At 68.3% G+C, this 26,007-nt stretch carries 25 protein-coding genes and 1 pseudogene; 15 read left to right on the forward strand and 11 right to left on the reverse strand.

All coding sequences use genetic code 11. The annotated features are described in order from the left end of the window. Positions 1 to 16: 16 nt before the first annotated feature. Entirely contained in the window at positions 17 to 1,312 is a 1,296-nt protein-coding gene (locus ACFXQA_RS06425) for a hypothetical protein (RefSeq protein ID WP_394518968.1), read from the reverse strand. A gap of 164 nt (positions 1,313 to 1,476) precedes the next feature. Here ACFXQA_RS06425 and ACFXQA_RS06430 point away from each other — a divergent pair, with 164 nt between their 5' ends. Continuing rightward, positions 1,477 to 2,028, forward strand: a complete 552-nt coding sequence (locus ACFXQA_RS06430) for a hypothetical protein (RefSeq protein WP_394518969.1) — start codon at positions 1,477 to 1,479, stop codon at positions 2,026 to 2,028. 95 nt (positions 2,029 to 2,123) lie between these two features. On the opposite strand, the pseudogene ACFXQA_RS06435 reads toward ACFXQA_RS06430, so the two are convergent. Next, positions 2,124 to 2,294 (reverse strand): annotated as a pseudogene (locus ACFXQA_RS06435) (HhH-GPD-type base excision DNA repair protein); the annotation flags it as partial. Between the two features lie 592 nt (positions 2,295 to 2,886). Here ACFXQA_RS06435 and ACFXQA_RS06440 point away from each other — a divergent pair. Genes ACFXQA_RS06440 through ACFXQA_RS06450 form a run of 3 tightly spaced genes read left to right on the forward strand, consistent with a single transcriptional unit; the run spans position 2,887 to position 4,797 of the window. Continuing rightward, entirely contained in the window at positions 2,887 to 3,414 is a 528-nt protein-coding gene (locus ACFXQA_RS06440; protein ID WP_394518970.1) for a hypothetical protein, read from the forward strand. Beyond that, positions 3,404 to 4,171 (forward strand): hypothetical protein, encoded by a 768-nt coding sequence (locus ACFXQA_RS06445; protein ID WP_394518971.1) that lies wholly within the window; start codon positions 3,404 to 3,406, stop codon positions 4,169 to 4,171. Before ACFXQA_RS06440 ends, ACFXQA_RS06445 begins: the two co-directional genes overlap by 11 nt. Before the next feature lie 29 nt (positions 4,172 to 4,200). Continuing rightward, positions 4,201 to 4,797 (forward strand): hypothetical protein, encoded by a 597-nt coding sequence (locus ACFXQA_RS06450; RefSeq protein ID WP_394518972.1) that lies wholly within the window; start codon positions 4,201 to 4,203, stop codon positions 4,795 to 4,797. Positions 4,798 to 5,024: 227 nt separating this feature from the next. Here ACFXQA_RS06450 and ACFXQA_RS06455 read toward each other — a convergent pair whose 3' ends face one another. The 5 genes from ACFXQA_RS06455 to ACFXQA_RS06475 all read right to left on the reverse strand — a co-directional run bounded on the left by ACFXQA_RS06455 (position 5,025) and on the right by ACFXQA_RS06475 (position 10,136). Continuing rightward, entirely contained in the window at positions 5,025 to 5,627 is a 603-nt protein-coding gene (locus ACFXQA_RS06455) for a hypothetical protein (protein WP_394518973.1), read from the reverse strand. A gap of 230 nt (positions 5,628 to 5,857) precedes the next feature. Beyond that, positions 5,858 to 6,646 carry a hypothetical protein gene (locus tag ACFXQA_RS06460; RefSeq protein WP_394518974.1) on the reverse strand — a complete coding sequence of 263 codons (789 nt, stop codon included), beginning with the start codon at positions 6,644 to 6,646 and terminating at the stop codon, positions 5,858 to 5,860. Continuing rightward, on the reverse strand, positions 6,643 to 7,185 hold the full coding sequence (locus tag ACFXQA_RS06465) for a helix-turn-helix domain-containing protein (protein ID WP_394518975.1): 543 nt from the start codon (positions 7,183 to 7,185) through the stop codon (positions 6,643 to 6,645). The genes ACFXQA_RS06460 and ACFXQA_RS06465 overlap by 4 nt, the downstream gene beginning before the upstream one ends. 179 nt (positions 7,186 to 7,364) lie before the next feature. Further along, positions 7,365 to 8,168 carry a TIGR04255 family protein gene (locus ACFXQA_RS06470; RefSeq protein ID WP_394518976.1) on the reverse strand — a complete coding sequence of 268 codons (804 nt, stop codon included), beginning with the start codon at positions 8,166 to 8,168 and terminating at the stop codon, positions 7,365 to 7,367. Between the two features lie 639 nt (positions 8,169 to 8,807). Beyond that, positions 8,808 to 10,136, reverse strand: coding sequence for a glutamyl-tRNA reductase (locus ACFXQA_RS06475; RefSeq protein WP_394518977.1), 1,329 nt, complete (start codon positions 10,134 to 10,136; stop codon positions 8,808 to 8,810). A 116-nt stretch (positions 10,137 to 10,252) separates the two neighbouring features. On the opposite strand from ACFXQA_RS06475, the gene hemE reads away from it, so the two are divergent. The 11 genes from hemE (at position 10,253) to cofD (ending at position 20,002) form a co-directional block, all read left to right on the forward strand. Then, positions 10,253 to 11,287 (forward strand): uroporphyrinogen decarboxylase, encoded by a 1,035-nt coding sequence (gene hemE / locus ACFXQA_RS06480; protein WP_394518978.1) that lies wholly within the window; start codon positions 10,253 to 10,255, stop codon positions 11,285 to 11,287. Beyond that, a complete protein-coding gene (locus ACFXQA_RS06485; RefSeq protein ID WP_394518979.1) occupies positions 11,284 to 12,780 on the forward strand; it encodes a protoporphyrinogen/coproporphyrinogen oxidase in 1,497 nt (498 codons plus the stop codon). Before hemE ends, ACFXQA_RS06485 begins: the two co-directional genes overlap by 4 nt. Positions 12,781 to 12,891: 111 nt before the next feature. Further along, a complete protein-coding gene (locus ACFXQA_RS06490) occupies positions 12,892 to 13,293 on the forward strand; it encodes a hypothetical protein (protein ID WP_394518980.1) in 402 nt (133 codons plus the stop codon). Position 13,294: 1 nt separating this feature from the next. Next, positions 13,295 to 13,705, forward strand: a complete 411-nt coding sequence (locus tag ACFXQA_RS06495) for a phage holin family protein (RefSeq protein WP_394518981.1) — start codon at positions 13,295 to 13,297, stop codon at positions 13,703 to 13,705. Next, complete coding sequence (locus ACFXQA_RS06500) at positions 13,695 to 13,973, forward strand: hypothetical protein (protein ID WP_394518982.1); 279 nt, start codon at positions 13,695 to 13,697, stop codon at positions 13,971 to 13,973. Before ACFXQA_RS06495 ends, ACFXQA_RS06500 begins: the two co-directional genes overlap by 11 nt. Positions 13,974 to 14,130: 157 nt before the next feature. Continuing rightward, positions 14,131 to 14,805 carry a hydrogen peroxide-dependent heme synthase gene (gene hemQ / locus ACFXQA_RS06505; protein ID WP_394518983.1) on the forward strand — a complete coding sequence of 225 codons (675 nt, stop codon included), beginning with the start codon at positions 14,131 to 14,133 and terminating at the stop codon, positions 14,803 to 14,805. A gap of 10 nt (positions 14,806 to 14,815) precedes the next feature. Continuing rightward, a complete protein-coding gene (gene hemC / locus ACFXQA_RS06510; RefSeq protein WP_394518984.1) occupies positions 14,816 to 15,814 on the forward strand; it encodes a hydroxymethylbilane synthase in 999 nt (332 codons plus the stop codon). Next, positions 15,811 to 16,617, forward strand: a complete 807-nt coding sequence (locus ACFXQA_RS06515; protein WP_394518985.1) for a uroporphyrinogen-III synthase — start codon at positions 15,811 to 15,813, stop codon at positions 16,615 to 16,617. Before hemC ends, ACFXQA_RS06515 begins: the two co-directional genes overlap by 4 nt. Then, the gene (hemB, locus tag ACFXQA_RS06520) at positions 16,614 to 17,597 is read left to right on the forward strand and encodes a porphobilinogen synthase (RefSeq protein WP_394518986.1); all 984 of its coding nucleotides are present in this window, start codon (positions 16,614 to 16,616) and stop codon (positions 17,595 to 17,597) included. Before ACFXQA_RS06515 ends, hemB begins: the two co-directional genes overlap by 4 nt. Positions 17,598 to 17,714: 117 nt before the next feature. After that, a complete protein-coding gene (gene hemL, locus ACFXQA_RS06525; RefSeq protein ID WP_394518987.1) occupies positions 17,715 to 19,052 on the forward strand; it encodes a glutamate-1-semialdehyde 2,1-aminomutase in 1,338 nt (445 codons plus the stop codon). Further along, on the forward strand, positions 19,049 to 20,002 hold the full coding sequence (cofD, locus tag ACFXQA_RS06530; RefSeq protein ID WP_394518988.1) for a 2-phospho-L-lactate transferase: 954 nt from the start codon (positions 19,049 to 19,051) through the stop codon (positions 20,000 to 20,002). The genes hemL and cofD overlap by 4 nt, the downstream gene beginning before the upstream one ends. 133 nt (positions 20,003 to 20,135) lie before the next feature. On the opposite strand, the gene cofC is transcribed toward cofD, so the two are convergent. From cofC to cofG, 4 genes are read right to left on the reverse strand one after another with little or no spacing between them, the layout of a single operon-like run. Next, on the reverse strand, positions 20,136 to 20,813 hold the full coding sequence (gene cofC / locus ACFXQA_RS06535) for a 2-phospho-L-lactate guanylyltransferase (RefSeq protein WP_394518989.1): 678 nt from the start codon (positions 20,811 to 20,813) through the stop codon (positions 20,136 to 20,138). 56 nt (positions 20,814 to 20,869) lie between these two features. Then, positions 20,870 to 21,889: a glucose-6-phosphate dehydrogenase (coenzyme-F420) gene (gene fgd / locus ACFXQA_RS06540; protein ID WP_394518990.1), complete on the reverse strand. Its 1,020-nt coding sequence runs from the start codon at positions 21,887 to 21,889 to the stop codon at positions 20,870 to 20,872. Next, a complete protein-coding gene (locus ACFXQA_RS06545) occupies positions 21,886 to 23,379 on the reverse strand; it encodes a flavin-containing monooxygenase (RefSeq protein WP_394518991.1) in 1,494 nt (497 codons plus the stop codon). Before ACFXQA_RS06545 ends, fgd begins: the two co-directional genes overlap by 4 nt. Then, complete coding sequence (gene cofG / locus ACFXQA_RS06550) at positions 23,376 to 25,988, reverse strand: 7,8-didemethyl-8-hydroxy-5-deazariboflavin synthase CofG (protein WP_394518992.1); 2,613 nt, start codon at positions 25,986 to 25,988, stop codon at positions 23,376 to 23,378. Before cofG ends, ACFXQA_RS06545 begins: the two co-directional genes overlap by 4 nt. Positions 25,989 to 26,007 lie beyond the last annotated feature (19 nt).

The raw sequence follows: 26,007 nt of genomic DNA on the forward strand, positions 1-26,007 counted from the left end.
GGGTTCCTGATGAGGCTCAGGAGCTCGGCGTGAGGGCTTCGGATGCAGCAAGGTCCTCGACGGTTTGCCGGCTCTCTTCGTCGGTGTTGAAGTAGTTCTCCACCTCGGCGTCGAAGAGATCCTTGCCGCGAGAGTATTCCTCCAACGTCGACTTGAGTGCATCGGCCGTGTAGTCGAACAGACTGAGCGCAGAGGAGTGCGTTCCGCTCGAGATCTGCAGGTGAGGCGTCGGGTCCGAGTCGGGCGGGGATCCGAGTGCGGTCTTCGCGGCGTCGAGGCCCTCGATCACACGCTGCATATTGCTCGACACGGTGTCCGTATGCTGGCGCACCATCACGATCTCGTCGGAGAAGGCCTCATCCTGCGGGTGGATCTTGTAGCGGTTGAGATCGAAGCCGCCCGGGTCCGCGGCGACCGCGCTGACGGCGCCGGAGAGCATGGTGCGAACCTCGGATTCCTGATCGGAGACCGCCGAGCGGAGTGTCTCCAGTGCCTCCTCGAACGACGACATGAGCTCGTCGTAGCTTCCGCCCGTAATCGAAGCATCCGCGCTGATAGCGGCGACCGCGGTCGAGGCCGCAGCCGAGAGGGTGACCATCGCGCCGACCAGGGGTGCTGCGGCGCCGGCCGTCGCCACGGTCGCCACCGCAGCGGCGACTGTCGCCACGACTCCCAGCGTGACTTGGAAGTCGGCCGTTCCCTTGCTCTCCGCATACTCGGCACACGCGGATTCCGCGTTCTCGATGATGGTGGCCACGTCGTCGCGCACACCCTGCCACATGCTCGACTGCATCGTGTAGTTCATCTGCAGGATCGCGGCAGCGGCTCCGAGGCTCTGCGAGATTCCCTTGAACTGCGTGTAGTACTTGTCGAGCATCGGTCCGATGAAGGACGCGACGAGCTGCTGCGTGAGCAGATCGCCCATGGTGTTCGTCGACGTGAGAATCGCTCCGTCGTCGGCAACAGACGCGCCGGTCCCCGACGCCCCGAGGCTGGCGGCCGCGCTCGACGTGGACGTCTTGTACACGCCGGCGGCCGTGCCGGTGGGCAGATCCCGCCAAATTTCGACTGCGTTATCGACGCGTGAGCGGATGCCGTCGAAAGAGATGTCATCGTCCCAAGGCATGCCGTCGACCTTGCCGCCGCCTTCGCCGGCGTCGTTCGGCATCTCGTAGCCGTTCGGCGCGAAGCCCCACTTGTAGTACTTGTTCTCACCGAGCTTGTCTTTGTAGAAGGCGTCGTCAGCCATCCACGCGTCGATCGCCGCCTTCTTCAGCTTGCCGATGGCATCGTCCAGGTCGTCGTAGCTCACAGAAGTATCCTCACCCGTCCCTTGCGCACGGTCCACTGCTGGTGGTGTCCACGAGCGAAGACACCGTCCCAACAACCTCGCATACCGAGTGCAGAAAGAGAACCCCTCGCGGGTCGATGTGCGTCGTTCGCCTATGCTCGTCGTGTCTCGAACGGGGGAAGCCAATGCCCGAAGGTTCATCGCTCGCGGTGTCGCGGCTGCGTATGGCGAGCGTGGGGCTCTCTCTTGCCGCTCTCGCATTTTTCGCGGTGGGGATGCTCTTGTCTTGGTCGCGCGTGGCCGTGCTGATCCTGCCCGTGGTATTCGGTGTGGTCGCGCTCGTGCTCGCGATCAGGGCGCGAGGGTTCGCCGCCGCTCGCCCCGGCCGCGTCATCGCATTCGTGATGTCTGCGCTGGCGATGATCGTTCCCGCTGTGACCATCGTCGCGGTGATCCTCGCGGGAGCCCTGGCCCCGTCCGCGGTCTACACGCTCACGGTCGACTCGTCGGAACCCGTCAACGTGGTAATCAGGAACGGCGCCGATCGCACGAGCGTGGAGTGGGACTCGGGAGACACGATCACTCTCGACTCGAACGCGACGGTCATCGGGATCGGAGCGCAGACGTCGACCCCCACCACGGTGATCTCGTGCGAGATCCGCCGCGACGGCAACATCCTGGTCGCTGACGAGCGCGCCGGATCAGTCGACTGCAGCTTCATCGAGGGTGACGAGTAGCCAAGCCTGCCCGAGCCGGACGGGCGGACCGCAGCGCGTTCGAGCCAGGCGATTGCGAGAAGCGGCGTGTCGCCCTCGCCGCCTGTTCGTGGGCTTCAGGCCTTCGCTTCCTTGGCGGCGGCCTTCATCTCACGCTTGTGCTCACGCACCTTGATGAGGGAGTCGGGGCTCGTGATGTCGGCCACCGAACGGAACGAGCCCTCTTCGCCGTAAGGGGCGGATGCTTCGCGCCATCCTTCGCCCGTGAAGCCGCGCTGCTTGCCGAGCTGGGACCGCTGCGCACCTCAACGCTGAGGGCCTCACCACCGCGACAGGTGCGCCGTGGTCTGCGAACACCGTAGCGAAGGTGTGCAAGCGCATCGAGGTCGCTTCATTCGGTGGTTGGAGGCGCGTCGCATAGTGGCTGGCCGTCCGGGTCGGAGTTTCGCACTTGCGGGTCTCGTGATAGCAGCTGTCGCGCCCGACCTGGGTGATTAACGCCGCAAATACAGGGAACTTTGCCGCAGGAGGGATCCAGGCATCAAGCCGCCCGCATGAAACACCTAGCCCAATGAGCGCTAGCGAACACCCGTCCGCGCCTGAGGGCAAGCGTCGCAGCCCGTGTTTACGGCACATACTTCCGGATCGGTGTTCGTTAGGTCGTGACAGTCAACGAACATGCTTTAGCCATTCGTAGACACGGCGGTCGGTAATGCGTGGTAGTTGCCCCCCGAGAGCCCGGAAAAACAGATGACAATGCCGCGGCATCTCGGGCGGGGAGCCTCTAGCGCGAGATGGGCGCGTAAAACGCAGCATTTATCGGTGACATGAGCCGATGTATGTGATACGGTCGCCTGGACTCGAACCTGGGAGAGACTCATGAGCACTGAGAACGAAGATCTAGAAATAAAAGCGATGGGGGCCATCTCATCGGCACTTTCACCGCTGGAACCCGAGCAGCAGAACCGCATCCTGCGATGGGCTGCTGACCGCTACTCCGTGCGAGACCTCAAGACCGATGCGGTATCGAAGTCAGACTTCGAGGATACTGCGCCACGGATGTCGGCGGAAGCGCCGAGCTCCGGCTACTCGTCGATCGACGAGCTTTTCGAGACGGGAGTCGCGAAGACCAACACGCAAAAGGCTTTGCTCGCTGCGTACTGGTTCCAAGTCGTGCAGGGCAGCGGCACTTTCCAGTCTTTTACGTTGAACACCGCGCTCAAGAACATGGGCCAAGGCATCCCCAACATCACCGATGCGCTCGGAACGGCAGAGGCTCAGAAGCCCGCACTGGTCATGCAGACCGGCAAGACTGGAAAAAGCCGACAGGCTCGAAAGACTTACAAGCTGACGACCGCGGGCGTGAAAGCAGTCGAGGCGATCCTCGCGGATTCCGATGCCGATTGACCCCAAGACCGCTTTCGCGGTCTTGCCTCCGGCCCTCGCGCAGGACTTGCTTGATGCCCACGCGGAAGTTGTCACCAATTACGCCGAGCATCGGTGGGAGCCCTCCGAGCTCAACGGAGGGAAGCTCTGCGAAGCGGTCTACACGATCATCGAGGGCTATCTGTCGGGCACGTATCCTGCGCGGGCAAGTAAACCCAGGAACATGCCCGCGGCCTGTCTCGCTCTTGAGCAGAAGTACACGACGGCGGATCGGTCTCCACGCATCCAGATCCCCCGGATGATCATCGCGCTCTACGAGATTCGAAACAACCGTGGGGTTGGGCACGCAGGCGGTGATGTGAATCCAAACCAGATGGACGCTACAGCGGTGCTCTACATGTCCAAGTGGCTCATGGCAGAACTTGTCCGGCTTCTGCACCGATTGACGACGGTCCGCGCCACAGAGGTAGTCGAGGCGCTCGTGGAACGCGAGGTCAGCCTGGTGTGGAAATGGGGCGAGAAGCGTCGAGTGCTGCGTACCGGCCTCACGCTGAAGCAGCAGGCGCTCCTTCTACTCGCAGGCGTGACTGAGGGCACCGAGTCGGATCTCGTGTCGTGGCTCGAACACAAGCGCCCAAACGATCTACGGAGGACTGTCCTGCGTCCAATGCATGTGGACCGCTTAATTGACTTCGACGAAGTGACGAAAGTCGTCCGGCTCCTGCCGCCCGGTGTCCAGGCGGCTGAGCATCTCATCCATACCCTCTCGAAGTCGTAACCCTCAACCATCCAATGGAGGACCCGAACATGAACGCTAGTGAATTCGACACCCGTCTTGAGCGGGTCCGGCGTGCATCTGATGTGGTGAGCTCGCTTCCGGAAAAGTTGCAGGCTGATGCGTTTTACTACCTGATCGGAAGCGCCCCCCTGTCTTTCGCCGAGACCCCTGCCATCCCGACAGTCGAGGAAGAGGGGTCGCTGTCTGGCGCTCAGCCGCCCGCGTCGAGCGACGGCGGGTCGACCTCGACCAGGCGTGCGCGTAAGAACAGCGCTAAGCCCGGCAAGTCGGTATCCAACGATCCAAACATCGAACTGTTCCCGGATGGCAAAACCTCATTCAAGGCGTTCGCCGCCGAGAAGTCGCCGGGCTCTAACGACGAGCGCTACGCCGTCGCTGTCTACTGGATCCTGAGGCTTGCAGAGCTCGATGTGGCGACGGTAGCGCAGGTCATGAGCTGCTTCATGGTCGCAGACTGGAGGCTCCCGAGTGATGCAGCCAATGCGGCATCTCAGTCCCGCAAGGCTGGGTTCCTCAGCAGCGCGAAATCGGACGACCTCAAGCTCAGCTCCATCGGCGTCAACCTCGTGAAGTCCGACTTGCCCCGCGCAAAGGCCAAGAGCTAGAGCGTGGCTGGACCCAGCTGTTGGTGGTGCGGCGCCCCGGCCGATTCGCGGGAGCACAAGTTCGCCGCCGCCGAGTTGCGGCTAAACCACGGTCGCGGGTCCTGGTCGGGTGACAACGCCGTCGTGCACTTCAGTTCAGGCAGTGAGCCAACCGATGTGAGGGGCGCGAAGGCTGACATCCTCAAGTGGGAGCCGAGCCTCTGTCGTGAGTGCAATAACACTCGGAGTCAGCCGTTTGACCATTCGTATATAACACTGCTGAAGTATTTGGACGCACACGAGACGTCTTTCGATGACGGCCCTCCGTTGGGCTTCCTCCATCTGATCTCACGCTTGCCGGTCCACGCTCGTGAGGTCTGGGCCTGCCTCGGCTGCCTCGATTCGTCGCCTCTGGACGCGCAGCTCGTCGCGCTCGCCTTCGAGCTGAGCGACGGCCGGGACACGACCTCGGCTGGCAGCTCCCGCGCCGTGAACGACGCCATGAGCCGCGCTATGGCCTCCTCGACCTCGGCAAGCCGACCCGCGCCTGCGAACTCCAGCTTGGGGGTCGCGAGGTCAACGTCCGCGAGCTTCGCCAAGACCACAGCGGTCACCAGCTCGTCAACAGGGGCCGCACTGGCGGCGACCGTGTGAGTGGCGTCGGAGCACCTGTACGCCGGGTACTGAGCAGCGTTGCCGTACCCACCCACGAGGTCGCCACGGCGCCTTGAGGTACGGCACCAGCACCAGGCGCGGGTCAAGTGGCGGAGCCGGTCAAACGTCGCCGCTCTAGTGGCGAGGGCAACGACGACGCAGAGCGTTCGCTCGCGTAGAGTTTCGACTCTGGTCACGTCGGAGTTGGATATAGCTTGTGCCGCCCCGTACAGAGACTTCCGCGTCGCCTCGTCCGGGAGTTATGGGAACCGCGGCACCGAGATATCGCCCACCCATACGTCTGCGGTGCCGCCAGAGGCGCGGGCGGGCCAGCCGTTGCAGGCCAGGGGAGCAGGTGCAGACTCGCGGAGATTGGACAGCAGAGGTGTTGAATAAGCCCGTCGGCGTGACCCCCTCGGTGCGGGCCCTAATCCGGCGGGTAAGCGGCATCGTCGCCCTCCCGGTAGCTCACGCTTTCGGCATCCCAACGGGCATGGGTTCGGAGAAGCGAGAGGCTCACATCATTCTCCGCGACGAGCTCAGCACTCACCACGGTAATTCCGGGCACGCCGTCGAAAGCCTCTTTGAGTTCTTCTACGAGCTCGCTGCAGTCGGCCCAGGACGTCTTAGATGGCCAATCCTCATCGAGCATGGTTCCTACTATTGAGACGCTGTACGCCGTGTCCCTTGGTAACTCGTCGATCTGGGTCGCGAGATAGATTCCAGAAAGCTTCGAGCCGCGCTTTTTGATAGCCGTCTCGATACTTTTCTGGGCAGGGCGAAGTCGTTCGTTAAATTCATCCGCGAACACCGCCCGTTGGTATCGAAACGACAGCCACGCGGCAAATATGCGTCGGTCAGACTCGGATAGGCTGAAATCAGGCTTGAGGCTGGCCAGGATTCTGCGCCCTATGAGGAATTTGTTCCCGGCCTCGATTGACACGACACCCGACTTGATCTCGATGTGCAGCTTCCGCGGATTTTTGCGGAAGGTGAGATTGCCGTCGGTCTTTTCGAGGATGTCTATAGGGATCAACTCGACGTGCGGATCCCTCTCGAAGCTGAGCGAGACGACGTCGCACGGATGGGAAGCCACGATGTATTGCGAAGTTTCAACGCCGTCGAGACCCAAATCCGTCGCCGACGCTGTGAGAACGCTGCCCTGCGTCCAGCCGAGGCTTCGGACGGTCAGGATGTCGGCGTCGATTTCACTCACGATTCAAACGACAGCGGCCGTCCCGTAGCGAGATCGAAGTCGGCGGCGGTGCGTTTAGGAATGCCCGCATCGCGCGTCGCCTGTTTGATTCGGTTCATCGCTGCGAGCCGCTCGGGTTGCCCAGCCTGCATTTTCAGGCAGTGCTCAATCTCAGCCTGCCACGCGAAAGGGTCATCAGTGAGCGCGTCTCGGAGCGTGATCCCCGGAGCGACCTCCGCGGCCATCTCTGGTTTGCGCCCGCCAGCGCCTACCTGCCCCCACAGGTCCGCAAGCCTGACCACGCTCTGCAGGTGACGGGCTTTCGCAGGGCTGGGTGTCGCTGAGTCCTTCAGCCACGAGTAGATGGTCGGCCGCTCCACGCCCAGCGCAGAAGCAAGATCAGTCACCGACATCGCGAATGCGGTGCGTACGTAGTTTACGAGTTCGGAAGTCGTTCGCCAATCAACAGGAGCGGCCGCCGACCGACCCACGACCACCATCTTCGAGAGTCCACCCGTCGGGCAGGACTGAAACAAGCTCAGAACGGAGTCGGTGACCACACCTCCCGTGCCCGCCAGTTTCCAAAGATCAATCGATGATCCTCGTGACGAGATGGAACCGGAGTTTGCCAGGACGTTATGGAACCCTCCGGACGCGCCAAACGCAACCTGGAAGACGGCGTCGGTCCAGCCAGTCGTGGGTTCCAGCCTTCGCGCAGGGTGTACAGCTCCTAATCTGGTCACTCGTCGTCTCCCACGCGCTCGCCCCATATGTCGCGAGCCTCATCCGTGATTGCCTTCCAGAAGGCAGTACTTGCGTAATGATGCACCGCCCACAGTCTCTCTTCTATGAGTTCCCACCGAAACTCCGTCCGGCGGGCATCGGAACTGTCAATATCGAGAATGGCGTGAGTGCCAGGTATGACCCGTGAAAGGTCTTCAAGTTCAGGGGTTTGCAGATCCGGGGGGAGGATTGCGGAATCCTTGACTTGTGTCAACCGGATTTGAAGGCCTCCGAAATCCGTCTCGGCCATGATGTGTTGATTGAACTGGAGCGATTTCACTCCCAGATCTGCCGCACTGAACGTCAAGGCGCTCTCGTTGAAGTACCTTTGCACGTCGTCGGCGATGTTTTCGATGGCGTCGACATAACGCAGGCCGATGCGACCAGTGAAACTTGGTTCCGCGACCTTCGACAAGACTGTAACGGCGACGCGAATAAGCTTGAGAAACGACTCAAAATCCGTGTATTGCGTAGTCTGAACCGATGCGCCCTCCGTCGTTAGGGTGATTGCGTTCGAATTGTCCGCAGAAGAAAAAACCCATCGGGACGTCGTTTGAATCGTAGGTTCGCCCCCACCCAGAATCATCTGGAACTGTTGCACCGCATTGGCGGTAAAAGCCGGGAATCCGCTTTTTCGGAGATTTTCTTGGATCTCTGGAATGAGGGTCGGCATCGACAGGATGGGAGCGAAGCGGATTTCCGTTAGGGCAATGAGGAGAGGGGGTTTCTCCAACCGCCGCTTCCCTTGGGTTCGAGGCATGCACCAAGTTTACACATGACTTTACAGTGCGCGGAAGGCCCAGTTCAGGCCGACAGGAAGAGGGTGAGTTGCACGCCAGCTCCACTCTCAGGGGCCTACCTACAGCTGGCGTCCCTCGGTAGTCCTCCTGCGCCTGGGCTGCGGATGCACTGCGGAGGAGGGGCATGGCCTCATGAACAGTATGTCAACGCGCCGCCTTAGCCCGTAAGGGCATAAACACCCAACCTGGCAGCGCTGCGAGGGGGGATGAAGCCGACCCGACAGAACGCCGGCGCGGGCTTGCTGGCAGACCTGGGTGAAGCAGAGAGCCACCGGAACGGGGCGGGCGAAGGCGCATCTCGGAGACGGAAGCGCGGCTCCCGGGCCACTGGTCGAGGGACGCGTGCAGGCAAGTGCAGAACCGGGGAAACTCAGGGGTTTTCGGCCAACCGTGGAAAATCGAGCGGCCTGACGTGGAAAACGTTCCGTACCGCCTTCTGCGACCCCCCTGTCCCGTAAGGGATCGGGGATTTCCTGAACCACCCCACCCGAGCTTTCGCACTCGACATCGAGACTGCATCCTGCAGGCGGGACATCGGCGTGCGACCGCAGTCTCGTCCGCACGATGACGTTTCGCGGGGAGAGGGAGGGGGAGCGCGGTCAGGCGACGCCGGGCTCGGCGATCGCGGCACTGACCTCGGGCTCGGCGACGGTGACGCCGTAGAGGGTCGAGAGCGCGGCGACGAAGTCGTCGGTGCGGCCGTCTTCGGCCAGCTGGTGGGCGCGGGTCGTGGGGGTGTGCAGCAGCACGCCGACGAGGTGGCGCAGCGCCTGCTCGGTGCGACCGTCGTCGTCTCCGCGCGCCTTGGCGCGTGCGATCTCCGACTCCATCAGCCCGAAGACGTGGGTACGCAGGGCGACGACCGCCGGGGTGATGCTCTTGCGCTCGCCCACGGTTGCGAACCGGCGAGCGGCGTCGCGGACGACTTCGCGCGCAGCATCCGTCGCCTGCAACTCCTCGAGGGGAGCGTGGATGCGGATCGTCTCGAGGTCGAGCAGATCGACGCCCGCGACGGTCGCGACATCGGGGTCGACGTTGCGCGGCAGGCCCAGATCGATGACGAGGCGTCGCTCGGGGGCAGCGATGGGGCATCCGGATGCTGCCGCCACGGCGACGTCGTACGCCCCGCGACCGGCGGCGAAGGTGGCGGCGCTGAGCACGTGGTGCTCGGCGGTGGTGCAGGTGATCACGAGGTCGGCGTGGATCGCGGCCGAGGGGAATCGCTCGGGAGCCACCGCGCGGATGCCGTGCTTGGCCGCGAACGCCGCGGCACGGCCCGAGGGGGAGTGTACGGAGATGTCTTCGGCTCCGTGGTCGCGGAGGGCGGCGAGGGTGACGGCGGCGTACGAACCGGTGCCGATCAGCAGCACGCGCAGCTTCGACCAGTCGGTGATGCGGCTGTCGGCGAGATCGAGCGCGAGGCGCACGAGCGAACGGCCCGCACGGCCGATCGCGGTGGCGTTCTTCACGCCGCGCTGCGCTTCGGAGGCCCGCTGGAAGAGGCGCTCGAGTTCGGTCGACGTGGTTCCGAGCCGACGCGAATCGGTCAGCGCGCGGCGCACCTGACCTGCGATCTCGCCTTCGCCGACGACGACGGACTCGAGGCCCGAGGCGACCGAGAAGAGATGCTCGGCGACTTCATCTCCGCCCAGGAGACGGTACGTTCCGTCGAGTTCTGCCGCGGGGACGCCGGTGGCGGCCTCGATGGCCGCGAGTGTCGCTTCGAGGCCGACGGCCCCCGAGGCGGTAACCGGCTCGTCCATGTCGACGTAGGCCTCGAAGCGGTTGCACGTGGCGACGACGACCGCACCCTGGACGCACTCGGAGTGCGCCGCGATCAACGGGGCGATAGGTGTGGAGGGGACGCTGAGGCGCTCGAGGAGATCGAAGGGCGCGGTCTTGTGACTCGCGCTGACACACAGCAGCACACCGACGATTCTACCGAACGCCCCGCGGCCCCCGTCGTCGAGCGACAAGACTGTGTCTCGACGGCGAGAGGTCAGGGGACCCTTATCGCCGCGACGCCGGTGGGAGAATGGATGCCATGGCTTCTCCCGATGCACCTCTGCTCCGCGCCCTCCGCGGTGACCGACCCGAACGGCCCCCGGTGTGGTTCATGCGGCAGGCGGGGCGCTCGCTTCCCGAGTACCGCGAACTGCGCGTCGGAACACGGATGCTGGACGCCTGCTTGACTCCCGAGCTCGCCGCCGAGATCACCCTCCAGCCGGTGCGCCGCCACGACGTCGACGCGGGCATCTTCTTCAGCGACATCGTGGTGCCGCTGCGCCTCGCGGGGATCGACGTCGAGATCGAACCCGGTCGCGGCCCCGTCTTCGCCGACCCGGTGCGCTCCGCCGCCGACGTCGCGCGCATCATCGCCGTCGACCCGGCCGACGTGGCCGCGGCGGCAGAGCCGGTGCGCGAGGCCGTGCGCATCGTCACCGCCGAACTGGGTGACAAACCGCTCATCGGCTTCGCCGGGGCACCGTTCACGCTGGCGGCTTATCTCGTCGAGGGCGGGCCTTCGAAAGAGCACCTGCGCGCCCGCGGGATGATGCACGCCGATCCCGAGTCGTGGCATCGCCTGGCCGGCTGGCTCGCTCTCGTCTCGCGCGCCTTCCTTCAGGCGCAGATCGACGGCGGCGCCTCGGCGGTGCAGCTCTTCGACTCGTGGGCGGGTTCGCTCTCGCGGCCCGACTACCTCGCCTTCGTGGCGCCGCATTCCACCGTCGCGCTCGAGGGCATCGCGGTGCCGCGCATCCACTTCGGCGTCGGCACGGGGGCGCTCCTCGACGACATGCGCCTCGGCGGCCTCGCCGACGCGGTGGGAGTCGACTGGCGGACCCCGCTCGACGAGGCGGCCGCCGTTCTCGGCCCCGACACCACGGTGCAGGGCAATATCGACCCCGCTCTCCTCGGTGCCCCGTGGCCCGTGCTCGCGGCCCACATCGACGACATCGTCGAGCGCGGTCGCGCGGCGCGCGCACACGTCCTGAACCTCGGCCACGGTGTGCCGCCCGACGCCGACCCGGCGGTACTCAGCCGGATCGTCGAGCACGTCCACGGGCTCGATTCGTGAGCGAGTCCGCCGAATCGCTCGAGCCGCTCGAGCGACTCGCGGCGATCGCCGCCGAGTCGAGAGTGGTGGTCGTCGGCGGGGGCATGGCGGGTCTCACGGCCGCGCTCGAGTTCGCGAAGGTGGGGCTGCGGGTCACCCTGCTCGAGGCGGGCGAGCGTTTCGGCGGAGTGCTGCGATCGGCCGAGGTCGGCGGCCTCACGCTCGACGTCGGCGCCGAGAGCTACGCCACGCGAGGCGGTGTCGTGCGTGCGCTCGTCGACGAACTCGGCCTCGGCGACGCCGTCGTCACGCCGAACCCCGCCGGCGCCTGGGTCGCCGGCCTCCCCGGCGGCCTCGCCGCTCCCCTCCCGCAGGGCGGGGTGCTCGGCATACCCGACAACCCGTGGTCTCCCGAAGTACGCCGCATCATCGGCAACCGAGGTGTCTGGCGGGCGTTCGTCGACCGCATCCGACCGCCCCTGACGATCGGTCACGAGCGAAGCCTCGGAGCGCTGGTGCGCTCCCGGATGGGCGCCCGCGTGCTCGACCGCCTCGTCGCGCCGGTGACCGGTGGGGTCTATTCGGCCCGGCCCGACGACATCGACGTCGACCTCGCGGTTCCCGGGCTCAACGCCGCCCTCACGCGCGTCGGCTCGCTCTCGGGCGCGGTCGCCGAGCTGCGCGCCGGGCGCACCGTCGCCCCGGGCGGCGCCGTCGAAGGCCTCAGCGGGGGCATGGGCCGCCTCGTCGAGGCGCTGGTCGCGCGGCTCCTCGATCTGGGAGTCGAGCTTCAAACCGGTGCGGAGGTCGCTGCGCTGCGGCCGAGCACGACCCCCGCGCGGAGCGGAGGCGGCTCGGACGGTTGGACCGTCGTGCTGGCCGACGGTGAAGAACGCGATGCGAGCGCGGTGCTCGTCGCCCTCCCCGAAGCCGCGGCGCTCGCGCTCCTGTCGCCGCATGCGCCCGACCTCGATCCGGTCGCCGAGCTCGCGCCCGTCGTCGAGGTGGTCACGCTCGTCGTCGACGAGCCCCAGCTCGATGCTCACCCCCGCGGAGCCGGGGTGCTGGTCGTGCCCGGAAGCCGCGCCGCGAAGGCACTCACCCACTCGACGGCCAAATGGCGCTGGCTCGCCGAACAGGCCGATTCCGGAGTGCACGTCCTGCGCGTCTCGTTCGGCACGCAGGGCGAGGAGCCGGCGACCTCGACCCTCGACGACGCGGATGCTGCCGCGCTCGCGCTCGCAGAAGCATCCGCTCTTCTCGGGGTCGCTCTCGACCCCGCACGCCTGCGCGCAGCGCGCCGTGAGCGCTACACCCAGTCGCAGCCCGGCGCGGCGATCGGACGCGCAGCCCGCACCACGGCTGCCCGCAGCACGATCCGCGCGGTGCCCGGCATCGGTGCGACCGGGGCCTGGCTGTCGGGCACGGGGCTGGCTCAGGTCGTGCCAGATGCGCAGCGCGAGGCCGACCGATTGCGCAGCGCAGTGCTGTGGAAAGGCGGCACCCTTCTCTGAGGGTGCGGACTGCCCCGCATCGCCCGGGATGTCAAGGGCGGATGCCTCTGACGGAATATCTGGCTAGCCTGGGATCACACAGCAGGCTCCACCGAGCGCGAGGAGGCCCGTATGAAGGGCAAAGTAGGACTCATCATCGGCCTCTCGGCCGGATACGTACTCGGCACCCGCGCGGGGCGCGAGCGTTACGAGCAGATCAAGACGCAGGCGACCAAGGTGTGGGAGCTCGAGCCCGTGCAGACCCAGGTCACCAAGGTGCAGGCCTTCGGCGCGAGTGCCCTCAAGGCCGTGCCGAGCGCGCTGTTCTCGGGAGCGAAGCGCGTCACCGGCGCCGCCTCCGAGTCGGGCACGGTGCAGGAGCGCGCCAAGCGTGCCGGCGCCGCCGCGAAGTCGTCGGCCAAGGATGTCGCGGACGCCGTCGAGGAGTCGGTCGACGACGCCAAGAAGGCGGCATCGCCCACCACGTCGTCGACCTCGAAGACCAACTCCCCGTCCTCCTCTTCTGGGAGCTGACGTGACGACGCCCCGCGGATTCCGCGACCGCGCGGACGACGGTCTTTTCACCCTGCTCGGCGACGTGCCCGAGCTCGTCCGCAACCTCGTCGTCGCCGAGATCAACGCCGCCAAGGCGTGGCTGACCAAGACCGCCAAAGACGCCGGAATCGGCGCCGGATGGTTCGTCGGTGCGCTGTTCGTACTGTTCTGGTCGCTGCCGGTCTTCTTCGCTTTCGTGATCGCGGGGCTCTCGTCGTGGTGGCCCGTCTGGCTGTCGGCACTCGTCGTGTTCGGTGTGATGCTGCTGATCGTCGCGGTGCTCGCCCTCCTCGGGATCATGCGCTTCCGAAAGCTGAGTAAACGAGACAACCCCGGCGAAGCCGTGGCCGAAGACATCCGGATCGTCAAGGAGGCTGGCGATGAGCGTTGATCGTCCCGTTCCCGTTCCCCGCACCGCCGTTGCTCTGGGTCTGACCGACCCGGTCGAAAGTGCGCGCGCAGAACTGAAAGCCGCGCTCGCCGCGATCGAGATCAAGGCGAATCTGCCCCGACGTGTCGAGCACGGCGTCACCCGTGTCACCACTCAGGCGCGGGATTTCCGCCGGAAGAACCCGATCGGCGCAGCGGCCGCGGTCGCCGGCGTCGCGGTGACCATCGGCGGTCTCGTCTGGCTCGCGGTTCGGTCGTACGCGCGCTGAGCCGCCCTGGCCTCGCATGTCCCGAATTCCGCAAGGAATGGACGGAATCGTTGCGGAAAGTGGGACATGCCGGCGCGATAGTGGCCGGTAGCTCGGTGTCGACAGGTCTGAACGCTCGGCGTTTGGCGTGAATACCGTGCAGAGAGAGACTGGAAGCATGCCCGAGGACTCCGCAGCAACCGCCTTCACCCTGTGGGCGGTCTTCCGCCGCGACTCCCAGAACCCCGTCGGCGAAGTCGACAGCACGGAGCTGGCCGACATCGTCGCGCTGATCCAGCAGGGTGGTTCGGTCACCGTTCGCGGGTTCTACGACGTGAGCGGTCTGCGCTCCGATGCCGACCTGATGGTCTGGCTGTACGGCCCCGACGCCGAGACGCTGCAGCGTGCGCTGCGCCGCCTGCGCCGCACCGAGCTGCTCCGCCCGCTGTTGCCGACGTGGAACGCCATGGGCGTTCACCGCGACGCGGAGTTCAACCGTTCGCACGTGCCCGGCTTCCTCCGGGGTGAGCGCGCCCGCGATTGGCTGTGCCTCTACCCGTTCGTCCGAAGCTACGAGTGGTACCTCCTCCCAGAAGAGGAGCGGCGCGCGATGCTCATCGATCACGGGCGAAAGGGTGCCGCGTTCACCGGCGTCGTCGCCAACACGGTGGCCTCGTTCGCTCTGGGCGACTACGAGTGGCTGCTGCCGATGGAGGCCGACGAACTCACCGATCTCGTCGACATGATGCGCGAGCTGCGCTACACCGAGGCGCGTCGTCACGTGCGCGAAGAAGTGCCGTTCTACACCGGCCGTCTGCTCGACCTCGCGGAGATCCCCGAGGTACTGCAGTGAGTCGCGCGCGATGAGCGCGCCCCTCCGTCTCGGAACCCGCCGCAGCGCTCTCGCCCTCGCGCAGTCCCAACAGATCGCCGATGCGCTCTCACGTGTCTCGGGACGTGCGGTCGACCTCGTTCCGATCGTCTCCGAGGGTGACGTCAACCGCGGCTCCCTCTCGCAGCTCGGAGGACGAGGTGTCTTCGCGAACGGGTTGCGCGAGGCCCTCGCCGCGGGCGAATGCGACCTGCTGGTGCACTCGCTCAAAGATCTTCCGACGGCGCAGCCCGACGGTCTGGTGATCGCGGCCACCCCCTCCCGCGTCGATGCTCGGGATGTCGTCATCACCCGAGACGGCACGCCTCTCGCGGCGCTGCCGGAGGGTTCGGTCGTGGGCACCGGATCGCCGCGGCGCGTCGCGCAGGTGCTGCGTCACAACCACCGCGTGCAGATGCGCGACCTCCGGGGCAACGTCGATTCGCGCCTCGCGCGCGTGCGCGACGGCGACCTCGACGCCGTCGTGCTCGCGGCTGCCGGGCTCGCCCGCCTGGGGGGTGACCTCGGCGGGCTCTTCGCCGAGGCCATGGGGCTCGACGAGTGGCCCACCGCCCCCGGGCAAGGATCGCTCGCCGTCGAGACGCGCGAAGACGCGGCATCCGACCTCCTCGAGGCCCTCGCGGTGCTCGACGATCAGCAGACGCGCATAGAGATCACCGCCGAGCGGGCGGTGCTGGCGACCCTCGATGCGGGGTGCCACGCACCGGTGGGCACCCACGCGGGAGTCACCGACGGCGATCTGCGCATCCGCGCCGTCGTGTACGCGCTCGACGGCGGTCACCGCATCGCAATCGACCGGACGGTGAGGCTCGAGCCGGGGTATGCTCGGTCAGCAGGCAGCGGCGATGGTGCGATTGCTGCCGATGGCGCGGACCCGATCGCGCGAGCTGCGCGCACCGGGGACGATGTTGCACATCGGCTGCTCGAACGCGGGGCGGCCGATCTTGTCCCACGAGAGTCGACCCCATGAATTCCAGCCCCCGGCACACGCCGACGCCTGACCGGCCCCTCGCGGGCTGGCGCGTCCTCGTGCCGCGGGGCGGCCCGTGGGGCGACGGTGTCGCGGCGACGCTGCGGCGCCAGGGCGCCACGCCCGTCATCGCCCCCCTCATCAATTTCGCCCCGACCAATGACCAGGCCGCGCTCGAAGCAGCGCTCGCCGACCTCGCCGGCGGAGCGTTCGACTGGTTGACCGTCACCAGCGCCACGACGGTCGACGTGCTCTACGCCTACCGCGCCGTGATCCCCGCCTCGACGAAGGTCGCGGCGGTGGGTGAGACGACCGCTGCGGCGCTCCAAGCCGCGGGGTACCGGGTCGACCTGGTTCCCGAGCGTGACAACTCCGCCGCCGGCATGGCCGAGCAGATGATCGCGATCGAGCCGACCAGCCGGCGGGTGCTCGCTCTGCGGAGCGAGATCGCCAAGCCGGTGCTCACCCGCATGCTGATCGAGGCGGGGCACGACGTGCGCAGCGTCGTCGCCTACCGCACCGTCGGGGTTCCGGTGACCGACAAGATCGCCCACGACGTGCAGACCGGGCGCATCAACGCCATCCTCGTCACGAGCGGTTCGGTCGCCGAGCAGGTGCACGCGCAGTTCCGCGAGATCCCCGAGGCCACCGTCATCGCCGCGATCGGCCCGCGCACGGCGAAAGACGCACGCCGCGCCGGTCTCACCGTCGACGTCATCGCCGACCAGCAGACCGTCGACTCCCTCATCGCGGCCGTGGCGGGCTTCCCGCTCCCCGACCCGGCCGACGAGTTCTCGTCGTGAGCTTTCCGCAGCATCGTCCCCGGCGCCTGCGGCAGGCGCCCGCGGTCAGGCGGCTCGTGCGCGAGACGCACCTCTCGCCGTCGCAGCTCGTTCTCCCCATGTTCGTGCGCGAGGCGATCGCCGAGCCGTCGCCCATCTCGTCGATGCCGGGCGTGGTGCAGCACACGCTGGATTCCCTCCGCTCCGCGGCGGCCGAGGCGGCGACCGCCGGTGTCGGCGGGGTGATGCTCTTCGGCGTGCCCGAGGTGCGCGATGCCCGGGGCTCCGGCGCCGACGACCCCCGCGGCATCCTGAATCTCGCCACCGAGGCGTTGGTCGCCGAGGTGGGCGATTCCCTCGTGGTGCAGACCGACCTCTGCCTCGATGAATTCACCGACCACGGGCACTGCGGAGTCCTCGACGCGAAAGGCCGGGTCGACAACGACGCCACCCTCGAGCGGTACGCCTCGATGGCACTCGCACAGGCACGGGCCGGTTCGGTGATGCTCGGTCTGTCGGGAATGATGGACGGCCAGACCGCCCACGTCCGCGCCGCTCTCGACGCCGAGGGCTTCATCGACACGATGATCCTCGCCTACTCGGCGAAGTACGCCGGGGCGTTCTACGGCCCGTTCCGCGAGGCCGTCGATTCGCAGCTCGTCGGCGACCGCCGCACCTACCAGCTCGACCCCGCCAACGGCCGTGAGGGTGTGCGCGAAGCCCTGCTCGACGCCGAGGAGGGCGCCGACGTCGTCATGGTCAAGCCCGCCATGCCCTACCTCGACGTGCTGGCCGAGGTGCGCGCTTCGGTCGACATCCCCGTCTGGGCGTACCAGGTGTCGGGCGAGTTCGCGATGATCGAGGCGGCAGCGGCGAACGGGTGGATCGACCGCCGCCGGGCGATCGAAGAGAGCCTGCTCGGCATCCGCCGCGCCGGCGCCGACGCGATCCTCACGTACTGGGCCGTCGAGGCCGCCACCTGGCTCCGCGACACCCGCTGACCCCGCGTTCCGGCTTCGCCGCCCGTTCGCCGCACTAACTCAGGCTGAATCGGGTCTAGAAGCTCCGTCGGGGCGGTTTTTGCAGCATCCAGCCTGAGTTAGTGACGGGAAACCCACATGACTGACCGCAACGACGAACTTTTCGCCCGAGCCCGCGAGGTGATTCCGGGCGGGGTGAACTCGCCCGTGCGGGCCTACGGATCGGTCGGCGGCACCCCGCGGTTCCTGGCATCGGCGCGGGGGGCTGTGGTGACGGATGCGGCGGGGCGCGACTTCGTCGACCTGGTCGCATCGTGGGGGCCGGCCCTCCTGGGGCACGCGCACCCGGAGGTCGTCGAAGCGGTGCAGTCCGCCGCCTCCCGCGGCCTCTCGTTCGGCGCGCCGACCGGCGCCGAGGTCGAGCTCGCCGCGCTGATCGCCGACCGCGTCGCGGTGGGCGATGCGAAACCGATCGAGAAGGTGCGGCTGGTCTCCACCGGCACCGAGGCCACGATGACGGCGATCCGTCTCGCACGGGGGGTCACCGGCCGCGACCTGCTCATCAAGTTCGCCGGGCATTACCACGGACACTCCGACGGGCTGCTCGCGGCTGCGGGCTCCGGTGTCGCGACGCTCGCGCTTCCGGGTTCCGCGGGTGTCCCCGCCCCGATCGCGGCGCAGACCCTCGTGCTGCCCTACAACGACCTCGACGCTGTTCGCGAAGCGTTCGCGGTGCACGGCGACCGTATCGCCGCGATCATCGTCGAGGCGGCCGCCGCGAACATGGGCGTTGTCGCCCCGCTGCCCGGCTTCAACGCCGCTCTCGCCGACATCGCGCATGAGAACGGCGCGCTGTTGATCATCGACGAGGTGCTCACCGGCTTCCGCGTGCATCCGGCCGGGTTCTGGGGGCTACAGGCCGAGGCCGGCGAGAACTACACGCCCGACATCTTCGCCTTCGGCAAGGTCGTGGGCGGAGGGATGCCGCTGGCCGCCCTCGGTGGCCGCGCCGACGTCATGGATCACCTCGCCCCCCTCGGCCCGGTGTACCAGGCGGGCACTCTCTCGGGGAACCCGCTGTCGGTGGCGGCGGGCCTCGCGACCCTGCGCCTCGCCACACCCGAGATTTACGCCCGCGTCGATGCGGCGGCGGCGGTCGTCGCCGATGCGCTGTCTGCCGCACTCTCCGCCGAGGGGGTCGTGCACGCGGTGCCTCGCGCCGGCTCGCTGTTCGGTGTCGCGTTCCTTTCCGATGCGCCCCGCGACTACGCGACCGCGCTGACGCAGGAATCGTGGCGTTACGCCCCGTTCTTCCACGCGATGCTCGACGCCGGTGTCTCGCTGCCGCCCAGCGTCTTCGAAGCCTGGTTCCTCACCGCCGCGCACGACGACGCGGCGATCGAGCAGATCGTCGCCGCGCTCGCTCCGGCAGCGAAGGCCGCAGCATCCGTTCCCCAGCCCCCGCTCGGCTCGTGACGCGCGTCGTCGTGCTCGCCGGCGGGGTCGGTGGGGCGAAGTTCACCCTCGGGGTCCGCGACGCGCTCGTGCGCCGCGGTGCGCCCGAACCCACGGTCGTGGTCAACACGGGCGACGATCTCTGGCTGTCGGGGGTGCGGCTGCAGCCCGACATCGACTCGATCCTCTACGCGCTCGCCGGTGTCAATGACACCCAGCGCGGGTGGGGTCGCGCCGGCGACACCGAGCGTGTGAACGAAGAGTTGCAGGCATGGGGAGCCGGCTGGCCGTGGTTCACCCTCGGCGATCTCGACCTCGGCACGCACCTCGCACGCACCGGCTGGCTCCGCGACGGCGCTTCGCCGACCGAGGTGCTCGAGCGGCTGTCTCGGCGGTGGCCGCTGGGGATCCGGATGCTGCCGATGACCGACACCGAGGTCGACACCCGGGTGGTGCTCGACGACGGCCGGGACATGCACTTCCAGGAGTGGTGGACCCGCTACCGCGCCACCCTGGAACCCGTCCGCTTCGACAACCCCGGCATCGAGGTCGCCGCCCCGGCACCGGGCATCGCCGAGGCGATCGCCGCCGCCGACGTGGTGCTCATCGCCCCCTCGAACCCTGTCGTCTCGATCGGCCCCATTCTGCGGGTGCCGGGCATCCGTGAGGCGTTGGCCGCAGCATCCGCCCGCGTCATCGGCGTCTCACCGATCATCGGTGGTCGCGTCGTGCGGGGGATGGCGGATGTTTGTCTCGCCGCGATCGGGGTCGAGACCTCGGCCTCGGCCGTTGCCGGGCACTACGGCGCACGGTCGGCGGGCGGTCTGCTCGATGCGTGGCTGATCGCCGAAGAAGACGCGGATGCGGCTGTCTCGGTCGAGGGGCTCGGCATGCGGGCGGTCGTCGCGCCACTGTGGATGAGCGACGTCGCGGCCTCTGCGGCCATCGTCGAAGCCGCGCTTTCGGCCTGAGTCGACGACACGGCTTAGGAACGAGCGCACGGCCGGGGTAGGGCGCGGAGCCGTGTGCTCGGGCGGAACCCGTGCGCTCGGGGTCGGGGCGGAACCGGTGCGCTCGGGGTCGGGGCGAAACCGTGCGCCCGGGTCAGGCGGCAGAGGCGCCGAGCACCGCGGCGGTGCGCGCGCCCAGCCCCAGGAGGGATGCTTCGGCCAACTGCTCGGCGGTGTCGACATCGCGCCGGAGGGTCGAGTCGGGCGGTACGTCGAGCGGCGTGCAGCCCAGGAGCTTGTGGCGCGAGAACGAATCTTCGCCGAAGGCCGAGATCCACGTGGCGCCCGCCCGCGCGGTGACCAGGGTTGAGCCCTCTCCTTCGGCGTCGGCCACGACACCGCGCTCGACGGCTTCCGCCGCTTCGAGTGCGGTGTCGAGATCGAACGGGCGGAGGGCGGGGAGGTCGCCGAGCAGGGCCGCGCGAGGGGTGTCGGGTCCGGCGGCGGCGGCACCCGTGGCGATCGCGGCGTCGAGCCCGCGCTGATCGCCTTCGCGGACGACGTCGACGTAAGGCATGCGCCGCACCGCCGCCGCGATGTCGGCGTCTTCGGTCACGACGATCACCCGCTGCACCGCGGTGGCTGCCGCCGCTGCCACGATGGTGTCGAGCGCGAGGGCGCGAGCGAGGGCCGCGCGGTTCGGCGCAGCATCCGTCAGTCGAGACTTGCCGACCGCTGTCGGCTTCACGGGCACGATGACGACCCACCCGGATGGCCCGTACTCAGGCTGCGCGGGCGAGGTGCGCGGCAAGAAGCGGTCAGACAGAGACATCTCGACAATTCTGCCCGAGTACGGGTCGATGGCGGGTGGGCCGTGCCGAGAACCGCTCAGTCGGCGAAGCGTGCGCGCAGGCGCGGCAGGATCTCGGCGCCGTACGTGCGGAGGAACTCCTCCTGGTCGTGGCCCGGATCGTGGAACACGAGGTGGCGGAACCCCAACTCGACGTAGCGCGCGATCTTCTCGACGTGCTCTTCGGGGTCGGTCGACACGATGAATCGCGAGGCGGCGCGCTCCAGCGGCAGCTCGGACGCGAGGCGCTGCATCTCGAGGGGGTCGTGCACGTCGCGCTTCTCTTCGGGAGACAGGGCGAGGGGCGCCCAGAACCGGGTCTTCTCCATCGCGGTGTCGTGGTCGGGGTGGTACGAGACCTTGACCTCGATCATCGTGTCGATGGCGTCGGCATCGCGGCCGGCCTTGTCGAGGCCCTCGCGGAGCGCCGGCAGCAGGGTGTCGGTGTAGAGCGCCGGATCTTTGCCGCTCGTGGTGATGTAGCCGTCGGCGATGCGTCCCGCGAGGCGCGTTGCCGCAGGACCCGAGGCGCCGATGTAGATCGGCACGGTCTGGTCGGCCGGGGGCCGGTCGTAGATCGTGGCGTCCTTGACCGAGTAGTAGGTGCCCTCGTAGGTGACGCGCTCGTCGGCCCACAGCTTCTCGATGAGGATGATCGCCTCTTTGAGACGCTGGAAACGCTCCGGCGGCTCGGGCCACTCGAGTCCGAGCGTGACCTCGTTCAGGGCCTCACCCGTTCCGACACCGAGGATGACCCGCCCGGGGTACATGACGCCGAGCGTGGCGAACGCCTGGGCGACGACTCCCGGGTGGTAGCGGAACGTGGGGGTGAGCACCGACGTGCCCATCACGATCTTCGAGGTGCGGGCGCCGAGCGCACCCAGCCAGGGAAGAGCCGCGGGTGCGTGGCCGCCCTCGTGCATCCAGGGTTGCAGATGGTCGGACAAGAAGACGGAGTCGAACCCCATCTCTTCGGCGAGCACCGCGAATTCGAGAAGCTCGGAGGGCCCGAACTGCTCGCTGGACGCCTTGTAGCCGAAACGCAGGGGTACGGTCATGATTCTCCTCCGGTCTGCCCGCGGCGCGCGGGCGCGTGCGCGGGTTCGAATTCACTGCCGTCGGCGGCGGCGAGCCGCTCACGGAAAGCTTGCACGGTGCCGGGCCACAACAGCGTGAGCCGCCCCGAGCGATCGTCGACGTACCAATTGCCGCATCCGCCGGTGAGCCAGGGGGTGGATGCTGCGGCCGACGCGATCTCGGCGGTGTACGCCTCCTCGGCCGTGGGCCGCGTTCGCAGCACCCGGTCGGCGCGCCGGTCGCGTTCGACCAGCGCCCGGACGACGTAGGTCGCCTGCTCCTCGCTCATCAGCACGGACGAGTTGTGCCCGAGACTCGCGTTCGGCCCGTTGAGGACGAACAGGTTCGGAAAGCCCGCGACCACCGTCGACGCGAACGACGTCATTCCGCTCGACCAGTGCTCGGCGAGCGTGATGCCGTCATCGCCCTGGACGAGCTCGGCGTAGGGCTGCCGCGACGCGACGAACCCGGTCGCCAGCACGATCACGTCGGCCTCGTAGCGCTCGCCGCTCGCAGCGGTGAGGGTCGACCCCTCGACCGAGGCGAGCGCGGACGCCTCGAGCGCCACGGCGTCGGACGCGACGGCCGGGTAGAACGTGTCGGAGAGGAGCACCCGCTTGCAGCCGAAGGCGTAGTCGGGGGTCAGCGCACGCCGGAGCGCGGGGTCGGCGACCTGCGCCTCGAGATGGGCGAGGGCGATCCGCGTCGCGTCGGCGGAGGCCGCGGCATCTCCGGATCTCGAGGCGAAGCGGGCCTCGCCCTCGGTGAAGAGCTCTGCGCGCAGGCGTGCGAGTTCGTCAGGGTGGTCGGCGAAGCGCTCCTGCTCGGCGGGGGTGTAATCGCGCCCGCCGCGCGGAACGATCCACGCGGGCGTCCGCTGGAAGAGGGTGACAGCAGCGGCGATCGCTGCGAGCTCGGGCACGATCTGCACCGCACTCGCACCGGTGCCGACGACGGCCACGCGGGCGCCCTCGAGGTCTGCGGAGTGGTCCCAGCGGGCGGAGTGGAAGATCGCGCCGGGGAAAGACTCGAGTCCGGGGATCGACGGAACGTGGGGTTCGGTCAGTCGCCCGCACGCCAGAACGAGGGAGCGCGCCTCGATCTGTTCGCCGTTCGCGTCGATACGCCAGAGCGCGGCGGCGTCGTCCCACTGCGCGCCGAGAACCGGGGTGCGAAGCCGAAGCCGGTCGCCCAGCTCTTCGTGGCGTGCCACGGTTTCGAGGTAGGAGTGGATCTCGGGGCCTCGGGCGAACGTCGCCGACCAGTGGGGCTGCGGGTGGGCCGCGAAGCCGTAGAGGTGCGAGGGCACGTCGCACGCGACGCCCGGGTAGGTGTTGTCGCGCCAGGTGCCACCGACGGTGTCGCCGCGTTCGAGCACGACGAAATCGTCGCGACCCGCGCGTCGGAGCGCCATCGCCATGCCGAGCCCGGCGAAACCCGCACCGACGATCGCGACATCGACGCGCGTCACGTCGCGCTCGGTCCGCGCGACGGGGTTCCGTAATCGGTGGTGCGCAGGCGGAACGGGCGGAAGAGCTTCGCCGCGATCCTCGTCGCATCGGCCACCGGCAGCTCGAGGCCCAGTTCGACGCCCGTGTCGGGGAGCACGCGCCCGTCGAGCAGGGTTCCCCCCAGGTCGTCGCCGCCCGAGCGCAGCAGCTCGGCCGCAGCATCCGTTCCGACGCGCGTCCACGGGATCTGGATGTGCGGGATGCTCCCCGACAGCAGCAACCGCGAAACCGCCACCATGGCTCGGTGCTCGTCGAGCGGCGCCCGGCCGGCGACGAGGGGCACGCCGTGGCCGGGGAGAGCGCCGGAGCCGAGCGGTGCCGGAGGCAGGGGAATCGGCACGAACTCGCTGAAACCGCCGCGAGCCGCCGAGCCCGCTGCGGCGTCTTGGAGGCGGCGCAGTTCTCGCAGGTGCGCGATGCGCTCTGCCGCGGTTTCGACGTGGCCGTAGAACAGCACCGACGTCGAGCGGAAGCCGGCGCGGTGGGCAGCGGCGATCCCCTCGACCCAGCGGTCGATCGCGAGGTCGCCGGGGGCGACGAGCGCGCGCACCCGCTCGCTCAGCACTTTCACCCCGGTGCCAGGGACGCTGTCGACCCCGGCGTCCCGGAGAGCGCTGAGCGCCTCATCGAGCCCGAGGCCGGCCCGGTCGGCGAAGTCGCGCACGTCTTGCGGACGGTAGGCGTGCAGGTGCACGCCGGGAGCCGCTTCCTTCACGGCGCGGGCGATCGCGAGGTAGGCGGTGGGGTCTTCGCTCGGGTCGATGAGGCCCTGGACGCAGATCTCGGTGGCGCCCAGATCGACGGCGTCGCGCGCGATGGCGGCGACGTCGGTGAGGTCGAAGGTGCCGGGGGCAGCGCGGCCGGCCGCACGGAAGCCCGTCGAAGTGAGGTTGCGGTTCACGACGAGGCTCACGGTTTCGCCGACGGTGTAGCGCCGCAGGTCGTCTGCGGTCGAGGTCAGCGCGTCGAGCTCGGTGCCGGTGGCCTCGAGAAGCCGCACCCACTCCGCGTCATCGAGCGCGAGCGGGTCGGCCGCGGCGGCTTCGGCGAGGCGCCGCACGGCGGCCCCACCTGTGCCCGCCCCCGCAGCAACCCGTGCTGCCGTGCCGGCCCCTGCGCCGCCGGCCCCTGCGCCGCAGGCCCCTGCGCCGCCGGCCCCTGCGCCGCCGGCCCCCGCGCCGCCGGCACTCGCGCCAACCGTACTCAGGCTGGTTCCGGTGGCCGGATCGGAGATCTGCGGTTTTCCGGGGGTGGGCTGATCGAGTTGCGGCAACGAGCCTGAGTTAGTGCGCGCGGCGGTGCTCGACCCCGGAGCGTCCACCGCAGGGCGGGCGTCCGCCGGGCGGTGCGGGTGGGCGGCGAGCCCCGTGGCGGGGTCGGCGAGGGCCGCGACCGCGCCGTGGAGGGCGGGATCGATCCAGCGGTCGGCGTCGAGCACGAACTCGGGCTGCGCGGTCAGGCGTTCGCGCAACTCGAATCCGAGCCCGGCCGTCATGCCGGCCAGGTCGTCGAGGTGCGGCCAGGGGCGCTCGGGGTTGACGTGGTCGGCGGTGAGCGGCGAGATTCCGCCCCAGTCGTCTGCGCCGGCGCGCACGAGGAGCGAGAACTCTGCGGTGTCGGAGAGGTTCGGGGGAACCTGGATGCGCATGTGCGGGCCGAAGACGAGGCGGGCGACCGCGACCGCGGCGACGTACTCGAGGAGGTCGGCGTCGGGGGCGTCCTGCATCGCGGTCCGGGGCTTCGCGCGGAAGTTCTGCACGATGATCTCTTGCACGTGCCCGTGCCGCTCGTGCAGCTCGCGCATTGCGATGAGCGAGTCCGCCCGGTCGCGCAGCGTCTCACCGATCCCGACGAGGATGCCGGTGGTGAACGGGATGCGGGCCTCGCCGGCTTCGGCGATCACCCGGAGGCGGAGGCTCGGGTCTTTGTCGGGGGAGCCGAAGTGCACCTGCCCGGGCTCTTCGAAGAGACGGCGCGAGGTCGTCTCGAGCATCATGCCCATCGACGGCGCGGTGGGGCGCAGCATCCGCAGCTCTTCGGCGTGCATCACGCCGGGGTTCGCGTGCGCGAGCAAGCCCGTCTCGGCGGTGATGAGGCGTGCGATGGCGGCGACGTAATCGAGGGTCGAGGCGTAGCCGTGTTCGTCGAGCCACGCGCGGGCCTCGGGCCACCGGTCTTCCGGGCGGTCGCCGAGGGTGAGGAGCACCTCCTTGCACCCCATCGCCTGGCCCTGCCGCACGACGGCGAGCACCTGCTCGGGCGACATGTAGGCCGGCTGACGCTTCTTCAGCAGCTGACCGGGGGTGTCGACGAAGACGCAGTAGTGGCAGCGATCGCGACAGAGGGTCGTCAGCGGCACGAACACCTTGCGCGAATACGTGATGACGCCGGGGCGGCCGGCGGCGGCGAGTCCGGCGTCGCGGGTGGTGCCGGCGAGCTCGAGCACCGCGTCGAGGTCGGAGCCCGTCGCGGTGAGGAGGACCTCAGCCGCCGACGCGTCGAGCGCGACGCCGTGGCGGAGGCCGTCGAGGAGGTCGGCGACGGACGTTATGGTGCTGCCGACGCTCATGGATTCAGGCTATCCCGCC

The sequence above is a fragment of the Microbacterium shimangi genome (assembly GCF_043556445.1).
In the GTDB taxonomy this organism is placed as follows: domain Bacteria; phylum Actinomycetota; class Actinomycetes; order Actinomycetales; family Microbacteriaceae; genus Microbacterium.

Excerpts from the sequence above, each read along its gene's own strand:
- cofG (WP_394518992.1), bottom strand. The coding sequence starts at position 25,988 with ATGAGCGTCGGCAGCACCATAACGTCCGTCGCCGACCTCCTCGACGGC.
- fgd (WP_394518990.1), bottom strand. The coding sequence starts at position 21,889 with ATGACCGTACCCCTGCGTTTCGGCTACAAGGCGTCCAGCGAGCAGTTC.
- hemL (WP_394518987.1), top strand. The coding sequence starts at position 17,715 with ATGACTGACCGCAACGACGAACTTTTCGCCCGAGCCCGCGAGGTGATT.
- hemE (WP_394518978.1), top strand. The coding sequence starts at position 10,253 with ATGGCTTCTCCCGATGCACCTCTGCTCCGCGCCCTCCGCGGTGACCGA.
- ACFXQA_RS06445 (WP_394518971.1), top strand. The coding sequence starts at position 3,404 with ATGCCGATTGACCCCAAGACCGCTTTCGCGGTCTTGCCTCCGGCCCTC.
- hemC (WP_394518984.1), top strand. The coding sequence starts at position 14,816 with ATGAGCGCGCCCCTCCGTCTCGGAACCCGCCGCAGCGCTCTCGCCCTC.
- ACFXQA_RS06470 (WP_394518976.1), bottom strand. The coding sequence starts at position 8,168 with ATGCCTCGAACCCAAGGGAAGCGGCGGTTGGAGAAACCCCCTCTCCTC.
- ACFXQA_RS06440 (WP_394518970.1), top strand. The coding sequence starts at position 2,887 with ATGAGCACTGAGAACGAAGATCTAGAAATAAAAGCGATGGGGGCCATC.
- ACFXQA_RS06500 (WP_394518982.1), top strand. The coding sequence starts at position 13,695 with ATGAGCGTTGATCGTCCCGTTCCCGTTCCCCGCACCGCCGTTGCTCTG.
- ACFXQA_RS06450 (WP_394518972.1), top strand. The coding sequence starts at position 4,201 with ATGAACGCTAGTGAATTCGACACCCGTCTTGAGCGGGTCCGGCGTGCA.
- cofC (WP_394518989.1), bottom strand. The coding sequence starts at position 20,813 with ATGTCTCTGTCTGACCGCTTCTTGCCGCGCACCTCGCCCGCGCAGCCT.
- ACFXQA_RS06490 (WP_394518980.1), top strand. The coding sequence starts at position 12,892 with ATGAAGGGCAAAGTAGGACTCATCATCGGCCTCTCGGCCGGATACGTA.
- ACFXQA_RS06515 (WP_394518985.1), top strand. The coding sequence starts at position 15,811 with ATGAATTCCAGCCCCCGGCACACGCCGACGCCTGACCGGCCCCTCGCG.
- hemQ (WP_394518983.1), top strand. The coding sequence starts at position 14,131 with ATGCCCGAGGACTCCGCAGCAACCGCCTTCACCCTGTGGGCGGTCTTC.
- ACFXQA_RS06430 (WP_394518969.1), top strand. The coding sequence starts at position 1,477 with ATGCCCGAAGGTTCATCGCTCGCGGTGTCGCGGCTGCGTATGGCGAGC.